This window comes from Pseudomonas sp. G3-39 (assembly GCF_054790485.1).
Window position 1 is genome coordinate 1,498,169 of record NZ_CP186497.1, and the last position, 18,860, is coordinate 1,517,028.

Annotated in this window: 18 protein-coding genes; 7 read left to right on the forward strand and 11 right to left on the reverse strand. The window is 60.4% G+C overall.

What is annotated here, in order from left to right:
- Window positions 1-165: 165 nt before the first annotated feature.
- Window positions 166-354 (reverse strand): hypothetical protein, encoded by a 189-nt coding sequence (locus ACOYXG_RS06810; RefSeq protein WP_016985943.1) that lies wholly within the window; start codon window positions 352-354, stop codon window positions 166-168.
- Between the two features lie 349 nt (window positions 355-703).
- On the opposite strand from ACOYXG_RS06810, the gene ACOYXG_RS06815 reads away from it, so the two are divergent.
- From ACOYXG_RS06815 to ACOYXG_RS06825, 3 genes are all read left to right on the forward strand, one after another.
- Window positions 704-1,540, forward strand: coding sequence for a CvfB family protein (locus ACOYXG_RS06815; protein ID WP_096797475.1), 837 nt, complete (start codon window positions 704-706; stop codon window positions 1,538-1,540).
- Between the two features lie 45 nt (window positions 1,541-1,585).
- Entirely contained in the window at window positions 1,586-1,990 is a 405-nt protein-coding gene (locus ACOYXG_RS06820; RefSeq protein ID WP_103369204.1) for a DUF2177 family protein, read from the forward strand.
- 242 nt (window positions 1,991-2,232) lie between these two features.
- Complete coding sequence (locus ACOYXG_RS06825; RefSeq protein ID WP_150370478.1) at window positions 2,233-3,165, forward strand: DMT family transporter; 933 nt, start codon at window positions 2,233-2,235, stop codon at window positions 3,163-3,165.
- Here the strand turns inward: ACOYXG_RS06825 and ACOYXG_RS06830 are convergent.
- Window positions 3,110-4,291 (reverse strand): MFS transporter, encoded by a 1,182-nt coding sequence (locus ACOYXG_RS06830; RefSeq protein WP_097090494.1) that lies wholly within the window; start codon window positions 4,289-4,291, stop codon window positions 3,110-3,112. The genes ACOYXG_RS06825 and ACOYXG_RS06830 overlap by 56 nt on opposite strands.
- A 104-nt stretch (window positions 4,292-4,395) precedes the next feature.
- Here ACOYXG_RS06830 and ptrR point away from each other — a divergent pair, with 104 nt between their 5' ends.
- Together ptrR and ACOYXG_RS06840 are read left to right on the forward strand one after the other, a co-directional pair.
- Window positions 4,396-5,289 (forward strand): putrescine utilization regulator PtrR, encoded by an 894-nt coding sequence (gene ptrR / locus ACOYXG_RS06835; protein WP_097090493.1) that lies wholly within the window; start codon window positions 4,396-4,398, stop codon window positions 5,287-5,289.
- 142 nt (window positions 5,290-5,431) lie between these two features.
- The gene (locus ACOYXG_RS06840; RefSeq protein WP_003184145.1) at window positions 5,432-5,560 is read left to right on the forward strand and encodes a PA1414 family protein; all 129 of its coding nucleotides are present in this window, start codon (window positions 5,432-5,434) and stop codon (window positions 5,558-5,560) included.
- 88 nt (window positions 5,561-5,648) lie between these two features.
- Here the strand turns inward: ACOYXG_RS06840 and ACOYXG_RS06845 are convergent, their stop codons facing one another.
- The 6 genes from ACOYXG_RS06845 to speB all read right to left on the reverse strand — a co-directional run bounded on the left by ACOYXG_RS06845 (window position 5,649) and on the right by speB (window position 11,235).
- A complete protein-coding gene (locus ACOYXG_RS06845) occupies window positions 5,649-5,882 on the reverse strand; it encodes an acyl carrier protein (protein WP_460356656.1) in 234 nt (77 codons plus the stop codon).
- 56 nt (window positions 5,883-5,938) lie between these two features.
- Entirely contained in the window at window positions 5,939-6,664 is a 726-nt protein-coding gene (locus ACOYXG_RS06850) for an MBL fold metallo-hydrolase (protein WP_097090491.1), read from the reverse strand.
- 86 nt (window positions 6,665-6,750) lie between these two features.
- A complete protein-coding gene (locus ACOYXG_RS06855; RefSeq protein ID WP_097090490.1) occupies window positions 6,751-8,130 on the reverse strand; it encodes a sodium:solute symporter family protein in 1,380 nt (459 codons plus the stop codon).
- Between the two features lie 162 nt (window positions 8,131-8,292).
- Window positions 8,293-9,795, reverse strand: coding sequence for a purine-cytosine permease family protein (locus ACOYXG_RS06860; RefSeq protein WP_097090489.1), 1,503 nt, complete (start codon window positions 9,793-9,795; stop codon window positions 8,293-8,295).
- Window positions 9,796-9,851: 56 nt separating this feature from the next.
- Window positions 9,852-10,274, reverse strand: coding sequence for a YybH family protein (locus ACOYXG_RS06865; protein ID WP_097090488.1), 423 nt, complete (start codon window positions 10,272-10,274; stop codon window positions 9,852-9,854).
- Between the two features lie 10 nt (window positions 10,275-10,284).
- On the reverse strand, window positions 10,285-11,235 hold the full coding sequence (gene speB, locus ACOYXG_RS06870) for an agmatinase (RefSeq protein ID WP_003222717.1): 951 nt from the start codon (window positions 11,233-11,235) through the stop codon (window positions 10,285-10,287).
- 340 nt (window positions 11,236-11,575) lie between these two features.
- On the opposite strand from speB, the gene ACOYXG_RS06875 reads away from it, so the two are divergent.
- Both ACOYXG_RS06875 and ACOYXG_RS06880 read left to right on the forward strand, forming a co-directional pair.
- Window positions 11,576-12,469: a LysR family transcriptional regulator gene (locus ACOYXG_RS06875; protein WP_007956593.1), complete on the forward strand. Its 894-nt coding sequence runs from the start codon at window positions 11,576-11,578 to the stop codon at window positions 12,467-12,469.
- 5 nt (window positions 12,470-12,474) lie between these two features.
- A complete protein-coding gene (locus tag ACOYXG_RS06880; RefSeq protein WP_097090487.1) occupies window positions 12,475-13,071 on the forward strand; it encodes a tRNA-uridine aminocarboxypropyltransferase in 597 nt (198 codons plus the stop codon).
- 144 nt (window positions 13,072-13,215) lie between these two features.
- Here the strand turns inward: ACOYXG_RS06880 and ACOYXG_RS06885 are convergent, their stop codons facing one another.
- The 3 genes from ACOYXG_RS06885 to ACOYXG_RS06895 all read right to left on the reverse strand — a co-directional run bounded on the left by ACOYXG_RS06885 (window position 13,216) and on the right by ACOYXG_RS06895 (window position 18,450).
- Window positions 13,216-14,577 carry an HlyD family type I secretion periplasmic adaptor subunit gene (locus tag ACOYXG_RS06885; RefSeq protein WP_098967759.1) on the reverse strand — a complete coding sequence of 454 codons (1,362 nt, stop codon included), beginning with the start codon at window positions 14,575-14,577 and terminating at the stop codon, window positions 13,216-13,218.
- 194 nt (window positions 14,578-14,771) lie between these two features.
- Window positions 14,772-16,934, reverse strand: coding sequence for a type I secretion system permease/ATPase (locus ACOYXG_RS06890; protein WP_096797468.1), 2,163 nt, complete (start codon window positions 16,932-16,934; stop codon window positions 14,772-14,774).
- Between the two features lie 157 nt (window positions 16,935-17,091).
- Entirely contained in the window at window positions 17,092-18,450 is a 1,359-nt protein-coding gene (locus ACOYXG_RS06895; protein ID WP_007962570.1) for a TolC family outer membrane protein, read from the reverse strand.
- Between the last annotated feature and the right edge of the window lie 410 nt (window positions 18,451-18,860).

Here is an 18,860-nt window from a genome sequence, read left to right on the forward strand (position 1 = left end):
GAAACGCTTGATCCAGACGCGTGCAAGGATACCGGCGAATGCTCGGCAATGATGGCCGTTCGTCGATTTTCAAAGATTTGGTTAAACAGAAGGAGGGTGTAACGCGGGTGCCAGTCCAGACGCTTCGAAGCTCAAAGCGTCTCAGGACGGGTGTATTACCGGGTGTTACTTCTTGCCCAGGCTGATCTGCTTGGACGGACCGAACGTCTGGCCGCTGACGCCTTTGGCAATTTGCTGGATTTCGCCGCCGGACTTGAGGAACGCTGCGATCTGATCGTTGATCGATTCGCTGGTTTCAACGGCTGGAGCTGGCTTTGCTTTGCTGGTGGATGCTTTTACACGCATGGCGGCCATTAACCTGTAGAAAAGTAACTCGGCCAGGCATCGTACAGGAATAACTTGACAATTGCTTGATAAATATCCCCGGGAATAACTGAGCGCGTGGGTGGATTATTCTCGATTAAACAATCGGAATATTCCCCTAAGCCACTGTTTTAAATAACAACATTTATTCTTCATTGGCGCAAATGTCCGCCGTGAAACGGCACAGCAGGCTTCGCGCTGGCCTGACGAATGGCAAGCCGCCTGCGCAAACCAAGGAAAATCAAGGCTTCCGCAGATTTTCTGCGGCAGGCTGCTTGCCCAGCGAACGAGACCGGCAAAACCGGGTAGAATGCCGCCCACGCAATGAGGGTTTTGGAAAATGGCTTTAGTCGGGCGTTACAACAGTTTGCAAGTGGTTAAACACACTAACTTCGGTTTATATCTGGACGGCGGTGCCGACGGCGAAATTCTTTTGCCCAACCGTTATATCCCTAAAGATATTCCCAGCGAAGATGAAGACTGGCTCAACGTTTTTATTTATCTGGACAGCGATGACAAACTTATCGCTACCACTGAAAAACCAAAAGTTCAGGTCGGCGAATTTGCCAGCCTGAAAGTTGTTGAAATCAACAGCATCGGCGTGTTCCTCGATTGGGGCTTGCCCAAAGATCTGTTGCTGCCGTATTCCGAAGAAAAGCGGCAGATGACCGCTGGTGAGTACTGCGTGGTGCACGTCTACCTTGACAAACACACGCGCCGCATCACCGCCACCGCACGTCTGGATCGCTATCTCGACAAGACCCCGGCCAACTACAGCGCCGGTCAGGAAGTTGATCTGCTGGTGGCTGAAGCCACCGACATGGGCTTCAAGGCGATCATCAACAACAAGCACTGGGGCTTGATCCACAAGAATGAAATCTTCAAGTTCATGCGTTCCGGCATGCGCGAGAAGGGTTTCATCAAGGAAGTGCGCGCCGACGGCAAGATCAGCCTCAGCCTGCAACCGGTGGGTCAGGAAGCGGCCAGCAGCCTGAGCTCGAAGATCCTCGCCAAGTTGCGTGAAAACAATGGCACGCTGGCCGTCAGCGACAAGAGCGATCCGGCGTTGATCAGCAGTCTGTTCGGTGTCAGCAAGGGCAACTTCAAGAAGGCCATCGGTTCGCTGTACAAGGAAGGCAAGATCGTCATTCATGCTGATCGCATTGAACTAAGCTGAGCCTTCCGGGGCCCATGTTGCATGGGGTCACTTGAGGTCGGGTAAATGAAAAAGCCGTTGCTTGCTTATATCGCCACTCTGCTGGCGTTTCTGTTGCTCGACGGTATCTGGCTCGGCGTATTGATGGCGCCAACCTACCGCGAACTGCTCGGTTCGCTGATGCTCGAAAAACCGCTGCTGGTTCCGGCAGCGGTTTTTTATTGCCTGTATGTTTTTGGCTGCGTGGTGTTTGTGGTCTTGCCGGCACAGAGCTGGCAACGTGCGGCAAAGATGGGCGCGCTGCTGGGGCTGGTGGCGTACGGCACGTATGACCTGACCAATTGGGCGACATTGCGCGGGTGGTCGGTGCAGGTGAGTTTGCTGGATTGGGCGTGGGGGACGTTTGCTACGGCTGTGGCGTGTACGGTCGGCTTTTTGGCGGCAAAGCGATTTGTGAAGTCAGCCCCGTAATCTTTGTTGTCTGGGGCGACGCCTTCGCGAGCAAGCCCGCTCCCACAGGGGGAATGCGATCATCCTGTGGGAGCGGGCTTGCTCGCGAATGGCGGCGCAGCCGACAACCATTCGCCGCTGCCGCAACAGACAAACTAAATGTCTTTTCCAGACGGTTTTTTCTGTCCGACTGATTGATAATCCCCGACAAAGATTTTTGACCATTGGATGGCTGCCATGTTGTGTGTGTTCGAGGTGTTGCGGTGAGTGTCGAGCGGCGCAATGCCGATGGGTTTGCCTTGCAGGTGATGATCGGCCTGTGCCTGATCTGGGGCGTGCAGCAAGTGATGATCAAGTGGGCCGCGCCCGACATCGCGCCAGTGATGCAGGCGGCCGGGCGCTCGGGGATTTCTGCGCTGCTGGTAGGCCTGTTGCTGTGCTGGAAGGGCGGCTGGGATCAGGTGGGCAACACCTGGCGCGGCGGCCTGCTGGCCGGTGCGCTGTTTGGCCTGGAGTTCTTCTTCATTGCTGAAGGCCTGCAACTGACCACCGCCGCGCACATGTCGGTGTTCCTCTACACCGCGCCGATTTTCACCGCGCTCGGCGTGCATTTTCTGTTGGCCAGTGAACGCCTGCGGCCTTTGCAATGGCTGGGGATTCTGCTGGCGTTCGTCGGTATCGCCATCGCCTTCGCCGGCGGCGTGTCGTGGGACAACCTCGACCGGCACATGCTGCTGGGCGATGCGTTCGGGGTCATTGCCGGCGCCTGCTGGGGCGCGACCACCGTGGTGGTGCGCGCCTCGCGTCTGTCAGAGGCGCCAGTGACGCTGACCCTGTTCTATCAGCTGATCGTCGGCTTCGTCGGCCTGCTGTTGATCGCGCTGTTCAGCGGCCAGATCAGCCACGTCAGCCTGACCAGCGTGGCGGTGGCCAGCGTGCTGTTCCAGGGCCTGGTGGTGTCGTTCTTCAGTTACCTGACCTGGTTCTGGCTGCTGCGGCGCTATCTGGCGGCCAATCTGGCGGTGTTTTCGTTCATGACGCCGCTGTTCGGCGTCACCTTCGGCGTGGTGCTGCTTGGTGAAGAGTTGAGCGTGAACTTCGTCATCGGCGCGGTGCTGGTGTTGCTTGGCATTACCTTTGTCAGCGCTGAGCAGTGGGTGCGTCGGCGTTTGCGCAAAGCCCTCGGCCAGCACTGACCGATTGCAGCGCAAGCCCGCCGGCAATCAGCAGACCGCTGCCGGCAATGATCAGCGCCGGTTGCAGACCACCGCTGAAATGGCTGCTCAGCGCCGCCAGCAACGGCCCGCTGAGCTGGCCGACGGCGAAGCATGCGGTCAGCAGTCCGGCGTTGCGCTGAGTTGTGTGCGGCGCCAGTTCTCGCGAGCGTTGCATCACCAGTTGCATGCAAGCGAGGAACGGCATGCCGCACAACACCACCCCCAGCGCCAGGCCATAAGCGCTGCCCAACAGACAGGCGAAGACCCCGAGCGCCTGCAACCACAGGGTGGCGGTCAGCCAGTGCCGTGTGGTGTTCGGATCATGGCGACGCAGGCTCACCAACAGCACGCCAATCGCCGCACCAAGACCGAAGCACGGCCAGAACAGGTCGGCCTGCCATTGCCCGTGAAATTGCGCGTTGGCCATTTGCGAGAGAAACGTGGCCGGGATGATGTAACCCACGCCATATAACGCATACACCGCTGCCAGTCGCGGGATGCCGCGATTCGAATGATTGACGTTGAGGGTGGCGACCGGCGTGTGCACGCCCGGTTGCGGCAGGATCCGCACGATCCCCAGCAACATCACCAGCGCCACGGCGGCATAGATCAGCCACAAGGTGGCCGATGTCTGATTCAGCAGATGTGAGAACAGTGCCAGCAACCCGGTCAGAAAAATTCCCAGTCCGGGACCGGCAAATACCAGTGCCCCCAGCCGTGGCCGGTCTGCCGCCGCTGCCAGCGGCTGACTCAATGCGGTGATCATCACCAGCACCCAGGCACTCGCCACCCCGGTACCGAAGCGCAGCAGCAAATGCGCCCAGAAGCCGTTGGCCCAGAACGATGCCAGGGTCAGCAGCACACACAGCCACAAACCGCCATGCAACCGGCGCTGCACTTGCTGCGGACGGTGGGCGAACATCGCGTCCACCGCGCCCAGCAGGTAACCGAGGTAGTTGGCCGCAGCAATCAGACCGGCGGCCGTCAGGTCGACCTGGCCTTCGCTGAGCAGGTGCGGCAATTGCGGGGTGAGGGCGAAACGCCCGATGCCCATGGCCATCATCAGGGCGACGAAACAGGCGGATAAGCGAATCAGTGGCGACATGGTCGGGATTCCTTTGAAGGAGCAATGACCGTCAGGCTAGAAGCGATTGACTTTCTTTAAAATTGAATAATAGTGAGTAACTTGTTCTGTTATGGAGAAAGGTCGTGGAGTTCAGCCAGTTGCGGATCTTTCAGGCAGTCGCCGAGGAAGGTTCGATCACCCGCGCAGCAGAACGCCTGCACCGAGTGCCGTCCAACCTGTCGACCCGGCTCAAACAGCTGGAAGAGCAATTGGGCGTCGAACTTTTCGTTCGTGAGCGTCAGCGTTTGCAGTTATCGCCTGCGGGAAAAGTCCTGCTGGACTACACCGGCAAGCTGTTCGCCTTGCGCGATCAGGCCAGTGCGGCGGTGATGGGCGGGCAACCGGCCGGGGATTTTGTCCTCGGCACGCTGTACAGCACCGCGGCGATCCATTTGCCGGCGTTGCTGGCGCGCTATCACAAGCAATACCCGGCGGTGAACCTGCAAGTGCAGTCCGGACCCAGCGGCGAGTTGCTCGAAGGTCTGGTCTCCGGGCGTCTTGATGCGGCGTTGGTGGACGGCCCGCCGCAATTGGCGGGGATCGACGGCGTGCCGCTGTGCGACGAGCGTCTCGTGCTGATCAGCGAAGCCGACCACCCGCCGATCCGCAGCGCCAAGGAGGTCGAGGGCCGGGCGGTGTTCACTTTCCGCCACGGTTGCGCCTACCGCGCGCGGCTGGAGGCGTGGTTCGTTCACTATCAGGCGGCGATGGGGCGGGCGATGGAGATCGAGTCCTATCAGGGCATGCTTGCCTGCGTGATTGCCGGCAGCGGTGTGGCGTTGATGTCGGAGTCGATGCTCGCCAGTCTGCCGGGGCGCGAGAGCGTTGCAGTGCACCCGTTGGCCGAACCGTTTGCCAGTGCGACAACATGGCTCATGTGGCGCAAGGGCATGGTCGGGGCCAACCTCAATGCCTGGATTGAACAGCAGCAAGCGCTCTATCCCGTGGCATCGAGTGAATCCCGGCAGACGGCGTGAACCAACCAATCGTAATTCTGTTCAATTCAGTAACAGATCATTGCGGATTTGACCGAGCATTGCGTAGGACTTCGGACTATTATCAGTGCGAAGCGGCCTCAGAATTCCGGCCGCTCAGCACTACCCTGAAGGGGGCATGACGATGAAAGAGAAAATTCAGAACTGGCTGCACGATTTGGGTGTTGCCCTCGGCTTGATCGAACCGCCTCTGCAACCTGTTCCGATCCGCACCGATGACGAACAGCGCCGGCGTCAGCCTCGCCGGCGGTAGTGCCTGATTAAAGATCAAAAGATCGCAGCCTGCTGCAGCTCCTACAGAGAAAAGTGTAGGAGCTGCAGCAGGCTGCGATCTTTTGCTTTCAGTGTCGCCCGATCTCCAGCAAAAACCGGCTCAAGTCCTTCGCAGTCTTCGCGGTCTTGAGCATGTGATCCTCTTCGGCAGTAAACGCCGTCAGTCCGAACTCATCTTCCAGATGAAATATCAGATCTTCGATATCTGCCTTCTCCAGCCCTAATTGCACCAGGCTGGTGTCGTCGTTGAATTCGCGGGAGTCCAGCAGGCGCTGAATGTATCGGTGCACGGCAGCACGCACGGCAGCTCTTCCATGGCAGACAGTTTCGTTGTTGTGTTGACTGATTACAGCAGGCCTCAAGCGTGTCGACGCAACCATTCGTCAATCATCGAACGCAAATGCCCGCCGGAAAAACTGCCGAAATGCCCGCCATGTACGGTGCGGATCGGCAGCGCCTGCAAACGCCGCAGACTGGTGGCGTAGTCCTGCAGATTGGAGTGGTAAGCGTCTTCGATCAGCGGCCCGTCGTAGATGATGTCGCCGCTGAACAGGGTTTCGGTGGCCGCTTCATACAGGCTGATGCCACCCGGCGAATGCCCCGGCGTGTGCAGCACCTGCAAGGTGCGATTGCCCAGATCCAGCACATCGCCATCCTCAACAAAACCGGTGGCCGGCGCGGCCTTCACCCGGTATTCGGCGTAGCAAAGCGGGCAGTCCGGATGTGCCTCGAACATGTCGTCGCCAACGAAGGCCCGGCTCAGGTCATTTTCTCCATCCGGCGCGGCGAGAATGTCGGCCTCGGCGCGATGCACCAGGCGTTCGGCGAATTCGTGATGCCCGGCAATGTGGTCGAAGTGGCAATGACTGGCCACCGCCACCAATGGCCGCTCGGTAATCCACGGTAACTGCTCGCGCAGGCTGACCAGCCCCGAGCCGCTGTCGAGCAACAAGTCTTTGTCGCGGCCCTGCACGTGCCACAAATTGCAGCGGTAGAACGGGCGGATATACGGCTCATGGATCAACCGGATGCCGTCGCTCAAGTGCTGAACTTCGAACCACTGATCGCGCGAAACGATCTTCATATTCACTTTTCTCCAGACGTAAAAAAACGGGTGTGGCAACCGACGCCACACCCGTCGAAGAAAGCATCAAGTCGTTACATCAAAGCTTAGATCGCACTCGCCACCGTCGCCGGGCGAGGGGAGACCAGGCTGACCACCACAAAGCTCACCAGACCCACAGCCAGGCTGTAGTAGATCGGGGTGTTGGCATCCAGGCCGTCCTTGAACATGAACAACAGCGCGGTGGCAAAACCCAGGCCCATGCTGGCGATGGCGCCGACAGTGGTCGCGCGCTTCCAGAAGATCGCACCGATCAGCGGAATCAGCATGCCGCCCACCAGCAGGTTGTAGGCCAGGGTCAGGGCGCTGATCACGTCATTCACCACCAGCGCGATGCCCAGTACCACAACACCAGTCAGCAAGGTGAACAGGCGGTTGATCGCCAGGCTCGACTGTTTGCCGCCGCGCAGTTTCGGCAGCAGGTCTTCAGTCAGCGTGGTGGCAGCAGCCAGCAGGCCGGCGCTGGCGGTGGACATCATCGCCGCCAGAGCAGCAGCGATCACCAGACCACGGATGCCGTCCGGCAGCGACAGTTTGACGATGGCGGCGAAGGCGTTGTTGACGTTGTCCAGATCCGGGATCAGTACGTGCGCGGCCATGCCGATCAGCGCGCAGGCCAGGCCGTAGAGGATGCAGTAGATACCGGCGATGCTGCCGGCGTACTGGGCGACTTTGGCGGTCTTGACGGTGAACACCCGTTGCCAGATGTCCTGACCGATCAGGATGCCGAAGAAGTAGATCATGAAGTAGGTGATGATCGTGTCCCAGCCGATGGTGGTGAAGTTGAACGCCGCTGCCGGCAGCTTCAGCACCAGTTCGTCCCAGCCGCCGACGCGGTACAGGCAGATCGGCAACAGGATGAACATCAGACCTACGGTCTTGATGATGAACTGGACGATGTCGGTCAGGGTCAGCGACCACATGCCGCCGATGGCCGAGTAGATCACCACCACGCCACCGCCGAGCAATACCGAGATCCAGAACGGCAGGCCGAACAGCACTTGCAGCACGGTGCCGATGGCGAGGATCGAGGTCACGCCGATCATCAGCGCGTAGGCCAGCATGATCGCCGCGCTCGCCGAGCGGGCCATCGGGTTATAGCGTTTTTCCAGCACCTGGGTAACGGTGTAGATCTTCAGTTTCAGCAGCGGTTTGGCGAGGAACAGGTTCAGCGCGACGATGCCGCAACCCAGCGCCGCACACAGCCAGAAACCGGAGATGCCATGCACGTAACCCAGGCGTACGGTGCCGACGGTGGACGCGCCACCCAGTACGGTCGCGGCCATGGTGCCCATGTACAGGCTTGGACCCAGGTTACGCCCGGCGACCAGAAAGTCCTCGTTGGTCTTGGCCTTGCGCATGCCGTAGTAGCCGAGCAACAGCATGCCGGCGGCGTAGATGAGGACGACGAATAAATCCAAAGCCATGATGGCGTGTCTCCGATTGTCTTTTTTATGGTGAAACAAATTTGGTTCGGGGTGCTGCTCACTGTGGGAGCGAGCCTGCTCGCGAAGGCGTCGGCACATTCAACAAAGAAGTGACTGACAGATTGCTTTCGCGAGCAGGCTCGCTCCCACAGGGGATTTGCGTCAGGCGGCCTGACGCAGTTGAGGTTTTACTGCGGCTTCACGCCGGGCATCCTTGGGCCCGAACACCTCCCGCGGTTCCGGGAACAGGCTCAGCAGCGTCAGATACACCACCGACGCCAGGCCCAGGGTCACCGGCAGGCTGATGTCGATGCCGCCGGCCAGCTCACCCAGCGGGCCGACGAATTGTCCCGGCAGGTTGACGAAGCACAGGCCGACCGCCGCGCTCGGGATCCATGCGCCCAAGCCACGCCAGTTCCAGCCGTGGTTGAACCAGTAGCGTCCGCCTTGCTCGCCGCGAGTGAACACCTGCAGGTCATCCGGGCAGTAGAAGCCGCGACGCACCAGCAGGCCGATGATCATGATCACCATCCACGGGGTGGTGCAGGTGATGATCAGCACGGCGAAGGTTGACACGCTTTGCACCAGGTTCGCCGCAAAGCGCCCGATGAAGATGAAGGCGATCGACAGCACGCCGATCAGCAACGTCGCCTTGACCCGCGACAGCACCCGTGGGAATACGCTGGACATGTCCAGCCCGGTGCCATACAGCGAGGTGGTGCCGGTGGACATGCCGCCGATCACCGCAATCAGGCACACCGGCAGGAAGAACCAGCTCGGCGATACCGCCAGCAGGCCGCCCACATAGTTGTTCGCCGCGATGTAGTCCGGCGCCTTGATCGCGACGATGGTCGCGGTGCTCAGGCCGAACAGGAACGGGATGAACGTGGCGATCTGCGACAGCACCACAGCGGCCATGATCCGCTGCTTGGAGGTGTCACGCGGGATGTAGCGCGACCAGTCGCCGAGGAACGCACCGAACGAGATCGGGTTGCTCATCGCGACCAGCGCCGCGCCGATGAACGCCGCCCAGAAGCCCGGTTGACCGAGGTTCACGGTGCCGGCGTAGTTCACATCGAAAGGACCGGCGAAGGCGAAGATGCCCAGCAGGAACAACAGGCTGGCGCTCCATACCGCGATCTTGTTCACCCACAGCAGAAAGCGGAAGCCGTAGATGCACACGGTCAGCACCAGAATCGCGAACAGCCCGTAGGCCAGGCCCAGGGTCAGGTCGGTTTCCGGCAGACCGATCAGGCGTTTCGCACCCCCGATCAACGCATCGCCCGAACTCCACACCGAGAGCGAGAAAAACGCGATGGCGGTCAACAGCGACAGGAACGAACCGACGATCCGCCCGTGCACGCCGAAGTGCGCCCCGGAGGACACGGCATTGTTGGTGCCGTTGAGCGGGCCGAACAGGCCCATCGGGGCGAGGATCAGCGAACCGAGCAGCACGCCCGACACAATCGCCCAGACACCGGCCTGAAACGACAGACCGAACAGCACCGGGAAACTGCCGAGCACGGCGGTGGCAAAGGTATTGGAACCCCCGAAGATCATCCGGAACAAGTCCGTCGGGCCTGCGGTGCGTTCGTGGTCCGGGATCTGTTCGACCCCGTGGGTTTCAATTTGCGTAAGGCTTTGGTCGTTGTTGTTGTTATTCATGATCTGCTCCGATCATAAAGGCGCGCCTCATCGTGTGTGAGGCGTCACCTGTTTGGCTAAGGGGATGGCAGCCCTTCCGGCATTGCGGACAAATGTTCGTGGCAGGCCAGCCAATGGCCTTGTTGTTCTAGGCTCGACGCTTGTTTCTTGAAAACAATCGTCTCGCGCTCCTGGCTGAAATGTTGCTCCCCTTGCATGCGCAGCTCGGTGGCCACGTCATGGATAAACACCGCCACGTCACCTTGCAGGCTGACGAAGGCGTTGCTCGAAGTGCACGACAGCACTTCAAAGCCATCCTCGGCACGCCAGCTGTCCCACAAGGCCTGATAGGCATCGCGCGACAGCAGCGGCTGTTCGAGGGTGTAAAACACGAAACTTGCATCGGCGCTGAACGCGCCGAAATAAGCCTCGCGATCGTTACGAGCGAAGGCGGATACCAGATCGGCAGCCGCTTGCAATACCTGCTCACGTTCGTTCATGGCCGAACCCTCAGCGGTGAACCACGCCAGGCAGTACGCAGAGCATTTCGTACAGCAGGTTGGCGGCCAGCAGCGAGGTGTTGCCGGTGGTGTCGTAAGCGGGCGAGACTTCTACCAGATCGCAGCCGATCAGGTCGAGGCCCTGACAGCCGCGAACGATTTCAATCGCCTGAATGGTCGTCAGACCCCCGATTTCCGGGGTGCCGGTGCCGGGCGCCCAGGCCGGGTCGATGCCGTCGATGTCGAAGCTCAGGTACACCGGGCCGCCGCCGACTTTCTCGCGCACTTCGGCCATCAGCGGCGCCAGCGACTTGTGCCAGCACTCTTCGGCTTGTACGACGCGGAAGCCCTGATCGCGGCTCCAGTTGAAGTCGTCAGCGGTGTAGCCCTGTGCGCGCAGACCAATCTGCACCACGCGGTCGCAGTCCAGAAGACCTTCTTCGACGGCACGACGGAAGGTCGTGCCGTGGGCGATTTTCTCGCCGAACATGTGATCGTTGACGTCAGCGTGGGCATCGATATGCACCAGACCGACCTTGCCGTGCTTCTTATGGATCGCCCGCAGGATCGGCAGGGTGATGGTGTGGTCACCACCCAGGGTCATCGGGATCACGTTGTGCTCGAGGATGTTGTCGTAGGCTTCTTCGATGATGCGCACGGCGTCGAGCAGGTTGAAGGTGTTGATCGCCACATCACCGATGTCGGCGACCGACAGCGAGTCGAACGGCGCGGCGCCGGTGGCCATGTTGTACGGGCGGATCATCACCGATTCGGTGCGGATGTCGCGCGGCCCGAAGCGGGTGCCGGGGCGCAGCGAAGTACCGATGTCCAGTGGCACGCCAACGAAGGCAGCGTCCAGGCCGGCAGCGGTCGGTACATGGGGGAGTCGGAGCATGGTGGCGATGCCGCCGAAGCGCGGCATTTCGTTGCCGCCCAGTGGTTGGTGAAGAATCTTGTCCACGGGTAGGGCCTCATCGTCTTTGTTTTATTTATGTCGGCGCACCGTTGAGCACAGGTTCGGACGCCGCTGTGGGGCCGATTCTGCGAAATGTAGTGCGGGGGAAGAATCGCTACGGGCAAAAACTTAGTTCAGATTTTTCTAAACTAATGTTGAGGCTGGAGATAGACTCGTCGCTGTTCGCCGGGGTGAACATGACGCCTGTGTGGGAGCGGGCTTGCTCGCGAATGCGGTGTGTCAGCAACATGGATGCCAACTGATACGACGCCTTCGCGAGCAAGCCCGCTCCCACAGGGACTGTGTTTCTTTGGACGCACCGAATGCTTGTTGTGATGGAGTAGACATGGCCAACGCTTTACCCGACCTGAAACTATTGCGCATCTTCGTCAGCGTGGTTCGGCATCAGGGCTTTGCCAATGCGCAGCAGGAACTCAACCTGTCGACCTCGGCGATCAGCACTTACATGAGCCAGCTTGAAGCGGCGCTCGGTCTGGTGCTGTGCCATCGCGGGCGCGGTGGGTTCAGCCTGACCAGCAAGGGTGAGCTGTTCCATCAGGAAACCCTGCGCCTGCTGGCCGAACTCGAAGGTTTCGAGCAATACGCCGCGGCGCTCAAGGGCGAACTGCGCGGCACGCTCAACCTCGGGGTGATCGACTCCACTGTCAGCGATAAGGCCTTGCCGTTCGCCGAAGCCATCGGTGCCTACAGTCAGGAACACCCGGCGGTGCATTTGCATCTGTCGGTGATGAGCCCGTACGAATTGCAGCTCGGCGTGCAGGACAATCGACTCGATCTTGCCATCGGTGCGTTTTCCACGCGCATGAGCGGTCTGGTGTACATGCCACTGTACCGCGAGCAGCACTGGCTGTATTGCAGCAGCCGGCATCCGCTGTTCAACGAACGGCGGATCCCCGAGCAGGTCATCACCCAGCAACGCATGGTCGGCCGTGGTTACTGGAGCCAGGCCGAGCTGGCACGGCACGGTTTCAAACACAGCGCGGCGACCGTGGAAAGTATGGAGGCGCAGCTGATTCTGGTGCTCTCCGGCGCCTACATCGGTTACTTGCCAGAACATTACGCCCAGGCCTGGGCCGACAAGGGCGACCTGCGCGTGTTGCTGCCGGCGACCTTCGGTTATCAGGCGCCGTTTTCGATGATCATGCGCCGTGGCCGCAGCCGCGAGCCGCTGATCCAGACCTTCCGTGATTTGCTCAAAGCACAGCTCAATCAGGCATAAGAACCATGTCCAGACCCCAATGCCCGCGCTGCCTGCGCCCACAAAGCCACTGCCTGTGCTCGCTGATTCCGCGCCTCGACAGCCGCACCCGCGTTCTGCTGTTGCAGCATCCGAGCGAGGTCAATCACGCGCTCAACACCGCGCGACTGGCAGCGCTGGGTTTGACCAATGCCGAGTTGATTGTCGGTGAAGTGTTCGAGGATTTACCGGCGCTGTTGAGTCAGCCGGGGTATCAGGCGCGGTTGCTGTTTCCCGCTGACGATGCGCAGCCGATGCAGGCTTACCGCGAATCCGATCAACCGTTGTTGCTGGTGGTGCCGGACGGCACCTGGCGCAAGGCGCGCAAGATGCTCCACCTCAATCCGCTATTGGCAGCGTTGCCACGGGTGACGCTGGCGCAGTGCGGGGTGTCGCGCTACCGGTTGCGCAAGGCACCGGGGCCGGGGGCGTTGTCGACCATCGAGGCGATTGTGCAGGCGCTGGAAACCCTGGAAGCGCCGACGACGTTTGCGCCGTTGCTCAAGCCGTTCGAAGCGTTGATCGAGGGGCAGATTGCGGCGATGGGGGAGGAGGTCTACCAGCGAAATCATGGAGAAAAATAGTTGTTGTCTGGCCTGGCCCCATCGCTGGCAAGCCAGCTCCCACAGTGTCCGTGTCGAACACAAAATCTGTGAACACCTCAGAACCTGTGGGAGCTGGCTTGCCAGCGATGAGGCCAGCCAATTCACCACAAAATCCAGACATTTCTACCGCTCCCGCATCGCCTCGGTCCGGGCTTTGAGCACTGGTTTGAGCAGGTAATCCAGCACACTTTTCTCCCCGGTAATAATGTCCACCGTCGCCACCATCCCCGGGATGATCAGCAGCGGTTTCACATCCCCGCCCAAATGGTTTTTATCGGTGCGCACCTGAATCAGGTAGAAGCTGTTGCCCTTGTCATCGGTGATGGTGTCGGCGCCGATCAGTTCCAGTTTTGCGCTCAGCCCGCCGTAGATCGTGTAGTCATAGGCACTGAACTTGACCATGGCTTTCTGGCCCGGATGGAGGAACGCGACGTCTTGCGGACGCACCTTGGCTTCGATCAGCAGGTTGTCTTCCAGCGGCACGATTTCCACCATGTCGCTGCCCGGCTGCACCACGCCGCCGATGGTGTTGACCTTGAGTTGCTTGATCACCCCGTGCACTGGCGAAGTCACGGTGGTGCGGCTGACGCGGTCGTCGATGGCGATGCTCGACGCGGTGATTTTCGACAGGTCGGTGCGCTTCTGATTGAGGTCCTTGGCGGCGTCGGAACGGAAAGTCTGTTCCGATTCGTCGATCTTGCTCTTGATCTCGTTGATTGCCGATTCCGCCCTTGGGATGGCCAGGGTCGTTGCGTTCAGCGAGCCGCGAATTTCCACCGCGCTGCGTTTCAGTCGCAGGATCTCCACCGGCGACACCGCACCGGTGCCGACCAGTGGCGCCGACATGTTCATCTCTTGCTGCAGCAGCGCCAGGCTGGAACTGTACTGGCCTTGCTTGGAGCGGAATTCCGCCAGCTCCTGAGTCTTCTGCCGCAGCTGTTCGGTGAGGGTGCGTTGTTCGCTGGCCAGACGCCGTTGGCGCTGGTCGTAGAGTGCCCGTTCGTCTTCGGCGACCTGTGGCGCTTTGGCGATCACCTCGTCAGACAGTTTGAACGGACGGCCCTCGGCTTCGGCGGAAAGGCGTTCGACTTGCGCGGTCAGGGCGTAACGATCGGCCTCGCTCTCACCCTTGTTCGACAGGAAGCGTGTGTCATCCAGGCGCAGCAACTTGTCGCCCTTGTTCACCATCTGTCCTTCACGGACAAAAATCTCGGTGACGATCCCGCCCTCCAGGTTCTGGATCACCTGGACCTTGCTTGACGGAATCGCCTTGCCTTCGCCCATGGTCACTTCTTCCAGCACGGCGAACTTGGCCCAGACCAGCGCACTGATCAGCAGCGCCGCTGCGAGCCACACGGTGATCCGCGACCAGCGCGGCGAATCCTGCAACGAAGCGCCGGCGGTTTCCGGCATGAACTCGGCTTCGGCGCTTTTGCCGAAACTGTCGAAGTAGCCGCGTGATTTGCTATCTGAAGATGCAGACATGGGGCGATACCCCTCAGTTAGGAAACATCAAACCGCACAACCCATGCGTCGCCCGGAACACTTACTTGTGGTGAGGGGATTTATCCCCGATAGGGTGCGAAGCGCCCTCAGAGTCTTTGGGGCTGCTGCGCAGCCCATCGGGGATAAATCCCCTCGCCACAGTTTTGTGAGAGCCATAAATTATGTGCACGCATCTAAACCGCTGCCGAGCCGACGCGGCCCTTGCGCAGTGCATCGATGACCGCTTCTTTCGGGCCGTCGGCGACGACCCGGCCGTTGTCCAGTACCAGCAGCCGATCCACAAGGCTCAGCATCGAGGTGCGATGGGTGACCAGCAGCAGGGTCTTGCCTTGCACCCAGCCGTGGAGCTTCTGGCGCAGCAGGTCTTCACTGCTGTTGTCCATGGCGCTGGTGGGTTCATCGAGCAGCATGATCGGTGGGTCGAGCAGCAACGCCCGAGCGAGTAAAACGGCCTGACGCTGGCCACCGGAGAGTAACTGCCCACGCTCGCCCACTGGCCGGTCGAACCCTTGCGGATGCTGGCGGGCCAGTTCAGTGACGCCGGTCAGCTCGGCAACTTCGAGCATGCGTGAATCGCTAATGTAGCGGGCGCCGAGGGTCAGGTTGTCGCGCAGGCTGCCGGCCAGCAGCGGCAGGTCATGGGCGACGTAACCGATCTGCTGGCGCAGGTCGGCGACATCCAGTTGCCGCAGGTCGAGACCGTCGAGCAGCAACTGGCCTTCCTCGGGTTCATAGAAGCCCATCACCAGTCGCGCCAGGGTGCTTTTGCCCGAGCCGCTACGGCCGATGATGCCGATCCGCTCGCCGGGTTTCATGCTGAAGCTGACGTTGCTCAGCGCCGGTGCGTTCTGGCCGTTGTAGTGAAAGGTCACGCCGCTGACGTCCAGCGCACCTTGCAGTTGCGTGCGTTCCAGCGGTCGCTGTTTGCCGTCGCGTTCCTGGGGCAGGCCCATCAGCGCGTCGGTGCTTTTCATGGTCAGTTGCGCTTGCTGGTAGCGGGTGATCAGCCCGGCGATCTGCCCCAGCGGCGCGAGCACCCGGCTGCCGAGCATGTAGCTGGCCACCAGCGCACCGACGCTGAGGTTGCCGGCGATGATGCTGTAGACCCCGGCGACGATCGTCGCCATCCCCGAGAACTGCTGAATGAACAGCGTGCCGTTGGTCGCCAGCGCCGAGAGGTTGCGCGCGTGGCTGTCGAGGCGGGTGAGGGCGCCGTGGGTACTTTCCCATTTGTGCTGACGCTCGCTTTCGGCGCTGCAGGCCTTGAGGGTTTCCAGGCCGCCGAGGGTTTCGATCAGCAACGCCTGGCGTTCGGCACCCAGGCTCAGGCTTTTCTGCACGGTGTCACGCAGGCGCACTTGGATCGCCAAAGCAAAAATGATCGTGATCGGAAACGCCAGCAGCGGAATCACCACCAGCCAGCCACCGAGCAGACCGATCACCACCAGCATCAACACCACGAAGGGCAGGTCGATCAGGCTGGTCAGGGTCACGGCGGTGAGGAATTCGCGCAGGCCCTGAAAGTCATGAATGCTCTGGGCGAAACCGCCGATGGTTGCCGGCCGCGCCTTCATCGCCATACCGGTGATGCGCTCAAATAAAGTCGCGGAAAGGATCACATCGGTTTTCTTCCCGGCGGTGTCCAGCAGGTGCGCGCGCACCACCCGCAGCACCAGTTCGAAACCGGTGCCGATCAGCAGGCCGATCGCCAACACCCACAGGGTCGACGTGGCCTGATTCGGCACCACGCGGTCGTAGGTCTGCATGACGAAAAGCGGCACCATCAGGCCTAAAAGGTTGATCAGGAAACTGGCAAGGATCGCGTCGCTGTACAGCCATTTCGACAGCTTCAGGGTGTCGCGAAACCAGGCATGCACTCGCGGCACCAGCGGTGAACGCAAGTCTTCAAGTTCGTGGCGCGGACGGGCGAACAAGGCCTGGCCGCTGTAGTGTTCGGCGAGTTCTTCGCGCTCGACCCATTGCTCGCCGCCATCGGCTTCGCTGGGCAGGATCAGCGCCTTGCCGTCGTCGGCGAAACGCCGCAGGACGGCGGTGCGCCCATCCTTGAGCAGCAACAGGATCGGCAGATTCAGCGCGGAAATATCCTTCAGTTCGCGGCGCAACAAGCGCGCCTGCAAACCGGCCCGGGCTGCTGCGCGGGGCAGCAGGTCCAGACTCAGACGTTGCTTGTTCAGGGGCAGCCCGGCACTCAGGCTGGCACGACTGACCGTCGCGCCATGCAGTTTGCAGAGGATCAGCAGACCGTCGAGTAACGGGTCATCGAAGCTCAGCCGCGGATCGATCCCGGTGTGTCCGCCTTCGGCCATGCTGGTCATATTGATCGCCCCTGTAATGACTGGTCCAACCTGTGGCGAGGGGATTTATCCCCGATGGCTGCGCAGCAGCCCCATGGATCTCATTGCTGCTCAAATCTTTGGGGTCACTGCGCAACCCAGCGGGAGCAAGCTCCCTCGCCACAATGGATCGTGGGACTTACTTCAGCTCAGGCAGGCGCGCCTCGTTTTTGACTTCGGTCGCCGCAATGGCATCCGCCGGCAGCACCACCCGTTGCTTGCTCAGCAACTGGCCCATGTTCGCCAGCACGCGGTACATCGAATATTCCTCGGTGTAGCGGATTTCGGTGTAGCGACGGTTGGCGTTGTAGAGCTCGTTTTCACTGTCGAGCAAGTCGAGCAGAGTGCGTTGGCCGAGACCGAACTGATCCTGATACGCCGCGCGCACACGCTTGGTGGTCTCGGCGTATTCACGGGCGGTCGGGGTCTGTTTGTTCGCGTTGACCATGGCGTTCCACGCCAGGTGAATATTCTCGTTCAACTGACGCAAGGCGTTGTTGCGGATGTCCATCGCCTGATTGATCTGGTGCGCATCGGAGGCCAGACGAGCCTTGTCGCTGCCGCCACGGAACAGGTTGTAATTCATGATCACGCCGACGCGCCATTCGTTGTCGTGGCCTTCATCGCCTTGCACGTTGTTGTTCGCACCCACCGCCGCTTCGGCGTCGAAACGCGGGTAGAACGGCGACTTGGCGACTTCGTACTGGCTCTCGGCCGACTGCACGTCCGCCTGCGCGGATTTCAGGTACGGGTTGTTCTCGACCATGCTCTGCTGGGCTTCCGGCAGGCTGGTGGGGATTTCGCCGCGAGTCGACGGTGGCGCTTCCAGTTCATCGGGCATGCGCCCGACCACGGCGTAGAAGTTCGATTCGGCGTCGGCCAGATCGACTTCAGCGGTGTCGAGGTTGTTTTGCGCCAGCGCCTTACGGGCGACCGACTGATCGGAGTCGGCGGTGCTGCCGATGCCGCGCTGGGTGCGCAGGCCGATCTGATCGTTGACGCGCAAGTGCGCTTGCAGGTTGTTCCGGGCCAGGGTCACCAGTTCACGGCGCTTGAGCACTTCGAGGTAAACCTCGATGGTGCGCAGGGCCAGATCCTGAGCGGTGCCTTGCGCGTAGTAAGCGCGCGAGTTTGACACGCCCTTGGTGCGCTCGACCTCGTTGGCGGTGTTGAAGCCGTCGAAGATCATCTGCCGCAGCCGTAGCTCGGACTGGGTGTAATTGAGGATTTCGGTGTGGTGATTACCGAAAGCCCGGGTATTGGTGTTGTCGCTGTAGCCGCGCCCGTAGGCGGCATTCAAATCGACGGACGGATAGAAGCCACCCTTGGCCACTTTCACCTGTTCATCGGCGGACAGTTTGGCGTCCACGCGCGAGGCGAGGTCCGGGTGGGTGGCGATGGTGCTTTGAATCGCTTCGGTCAGATTCATGGCCTGGGCTTGGGAAGTGCAAGCCATGGCCAGCAAAACCGCGCTGCAGAGGGGGGTTAAAACGCGCATGGGGTGCATCTCCCTGGTCCTGATGGTGCGTTACTGTCGCCAAATATTTGACGATAATTTGAGGTGTAAGCGTTTCACTCTTGTAACAACAGAGCTAAGAACATCCTGAAGCGTAGCTAAGAAAAAATTTTCATAAGCCTTATGCCGAAAAAAACTTATGCGCTTGGCGAAAACCAGCACATTGTTCAGATCGAAAGCCTTTGTTTCATGCGCTTTAGGGAGCACAAAAAGGCTTGAGGAAAGTTCCATTCACTTTGCGACATACGGCGAAGTACTGCTGAAGGGGAGGGACGCGTAGCGGCAGATGAGCGACAGATTTTTGTCACTCGGGTGATTCACCACCGTTACGTAGCGTTAGTGGGTTCGCTGCATTGATCAGGATTCTGAAGTGCTTGAAAGCACTGAAGTTT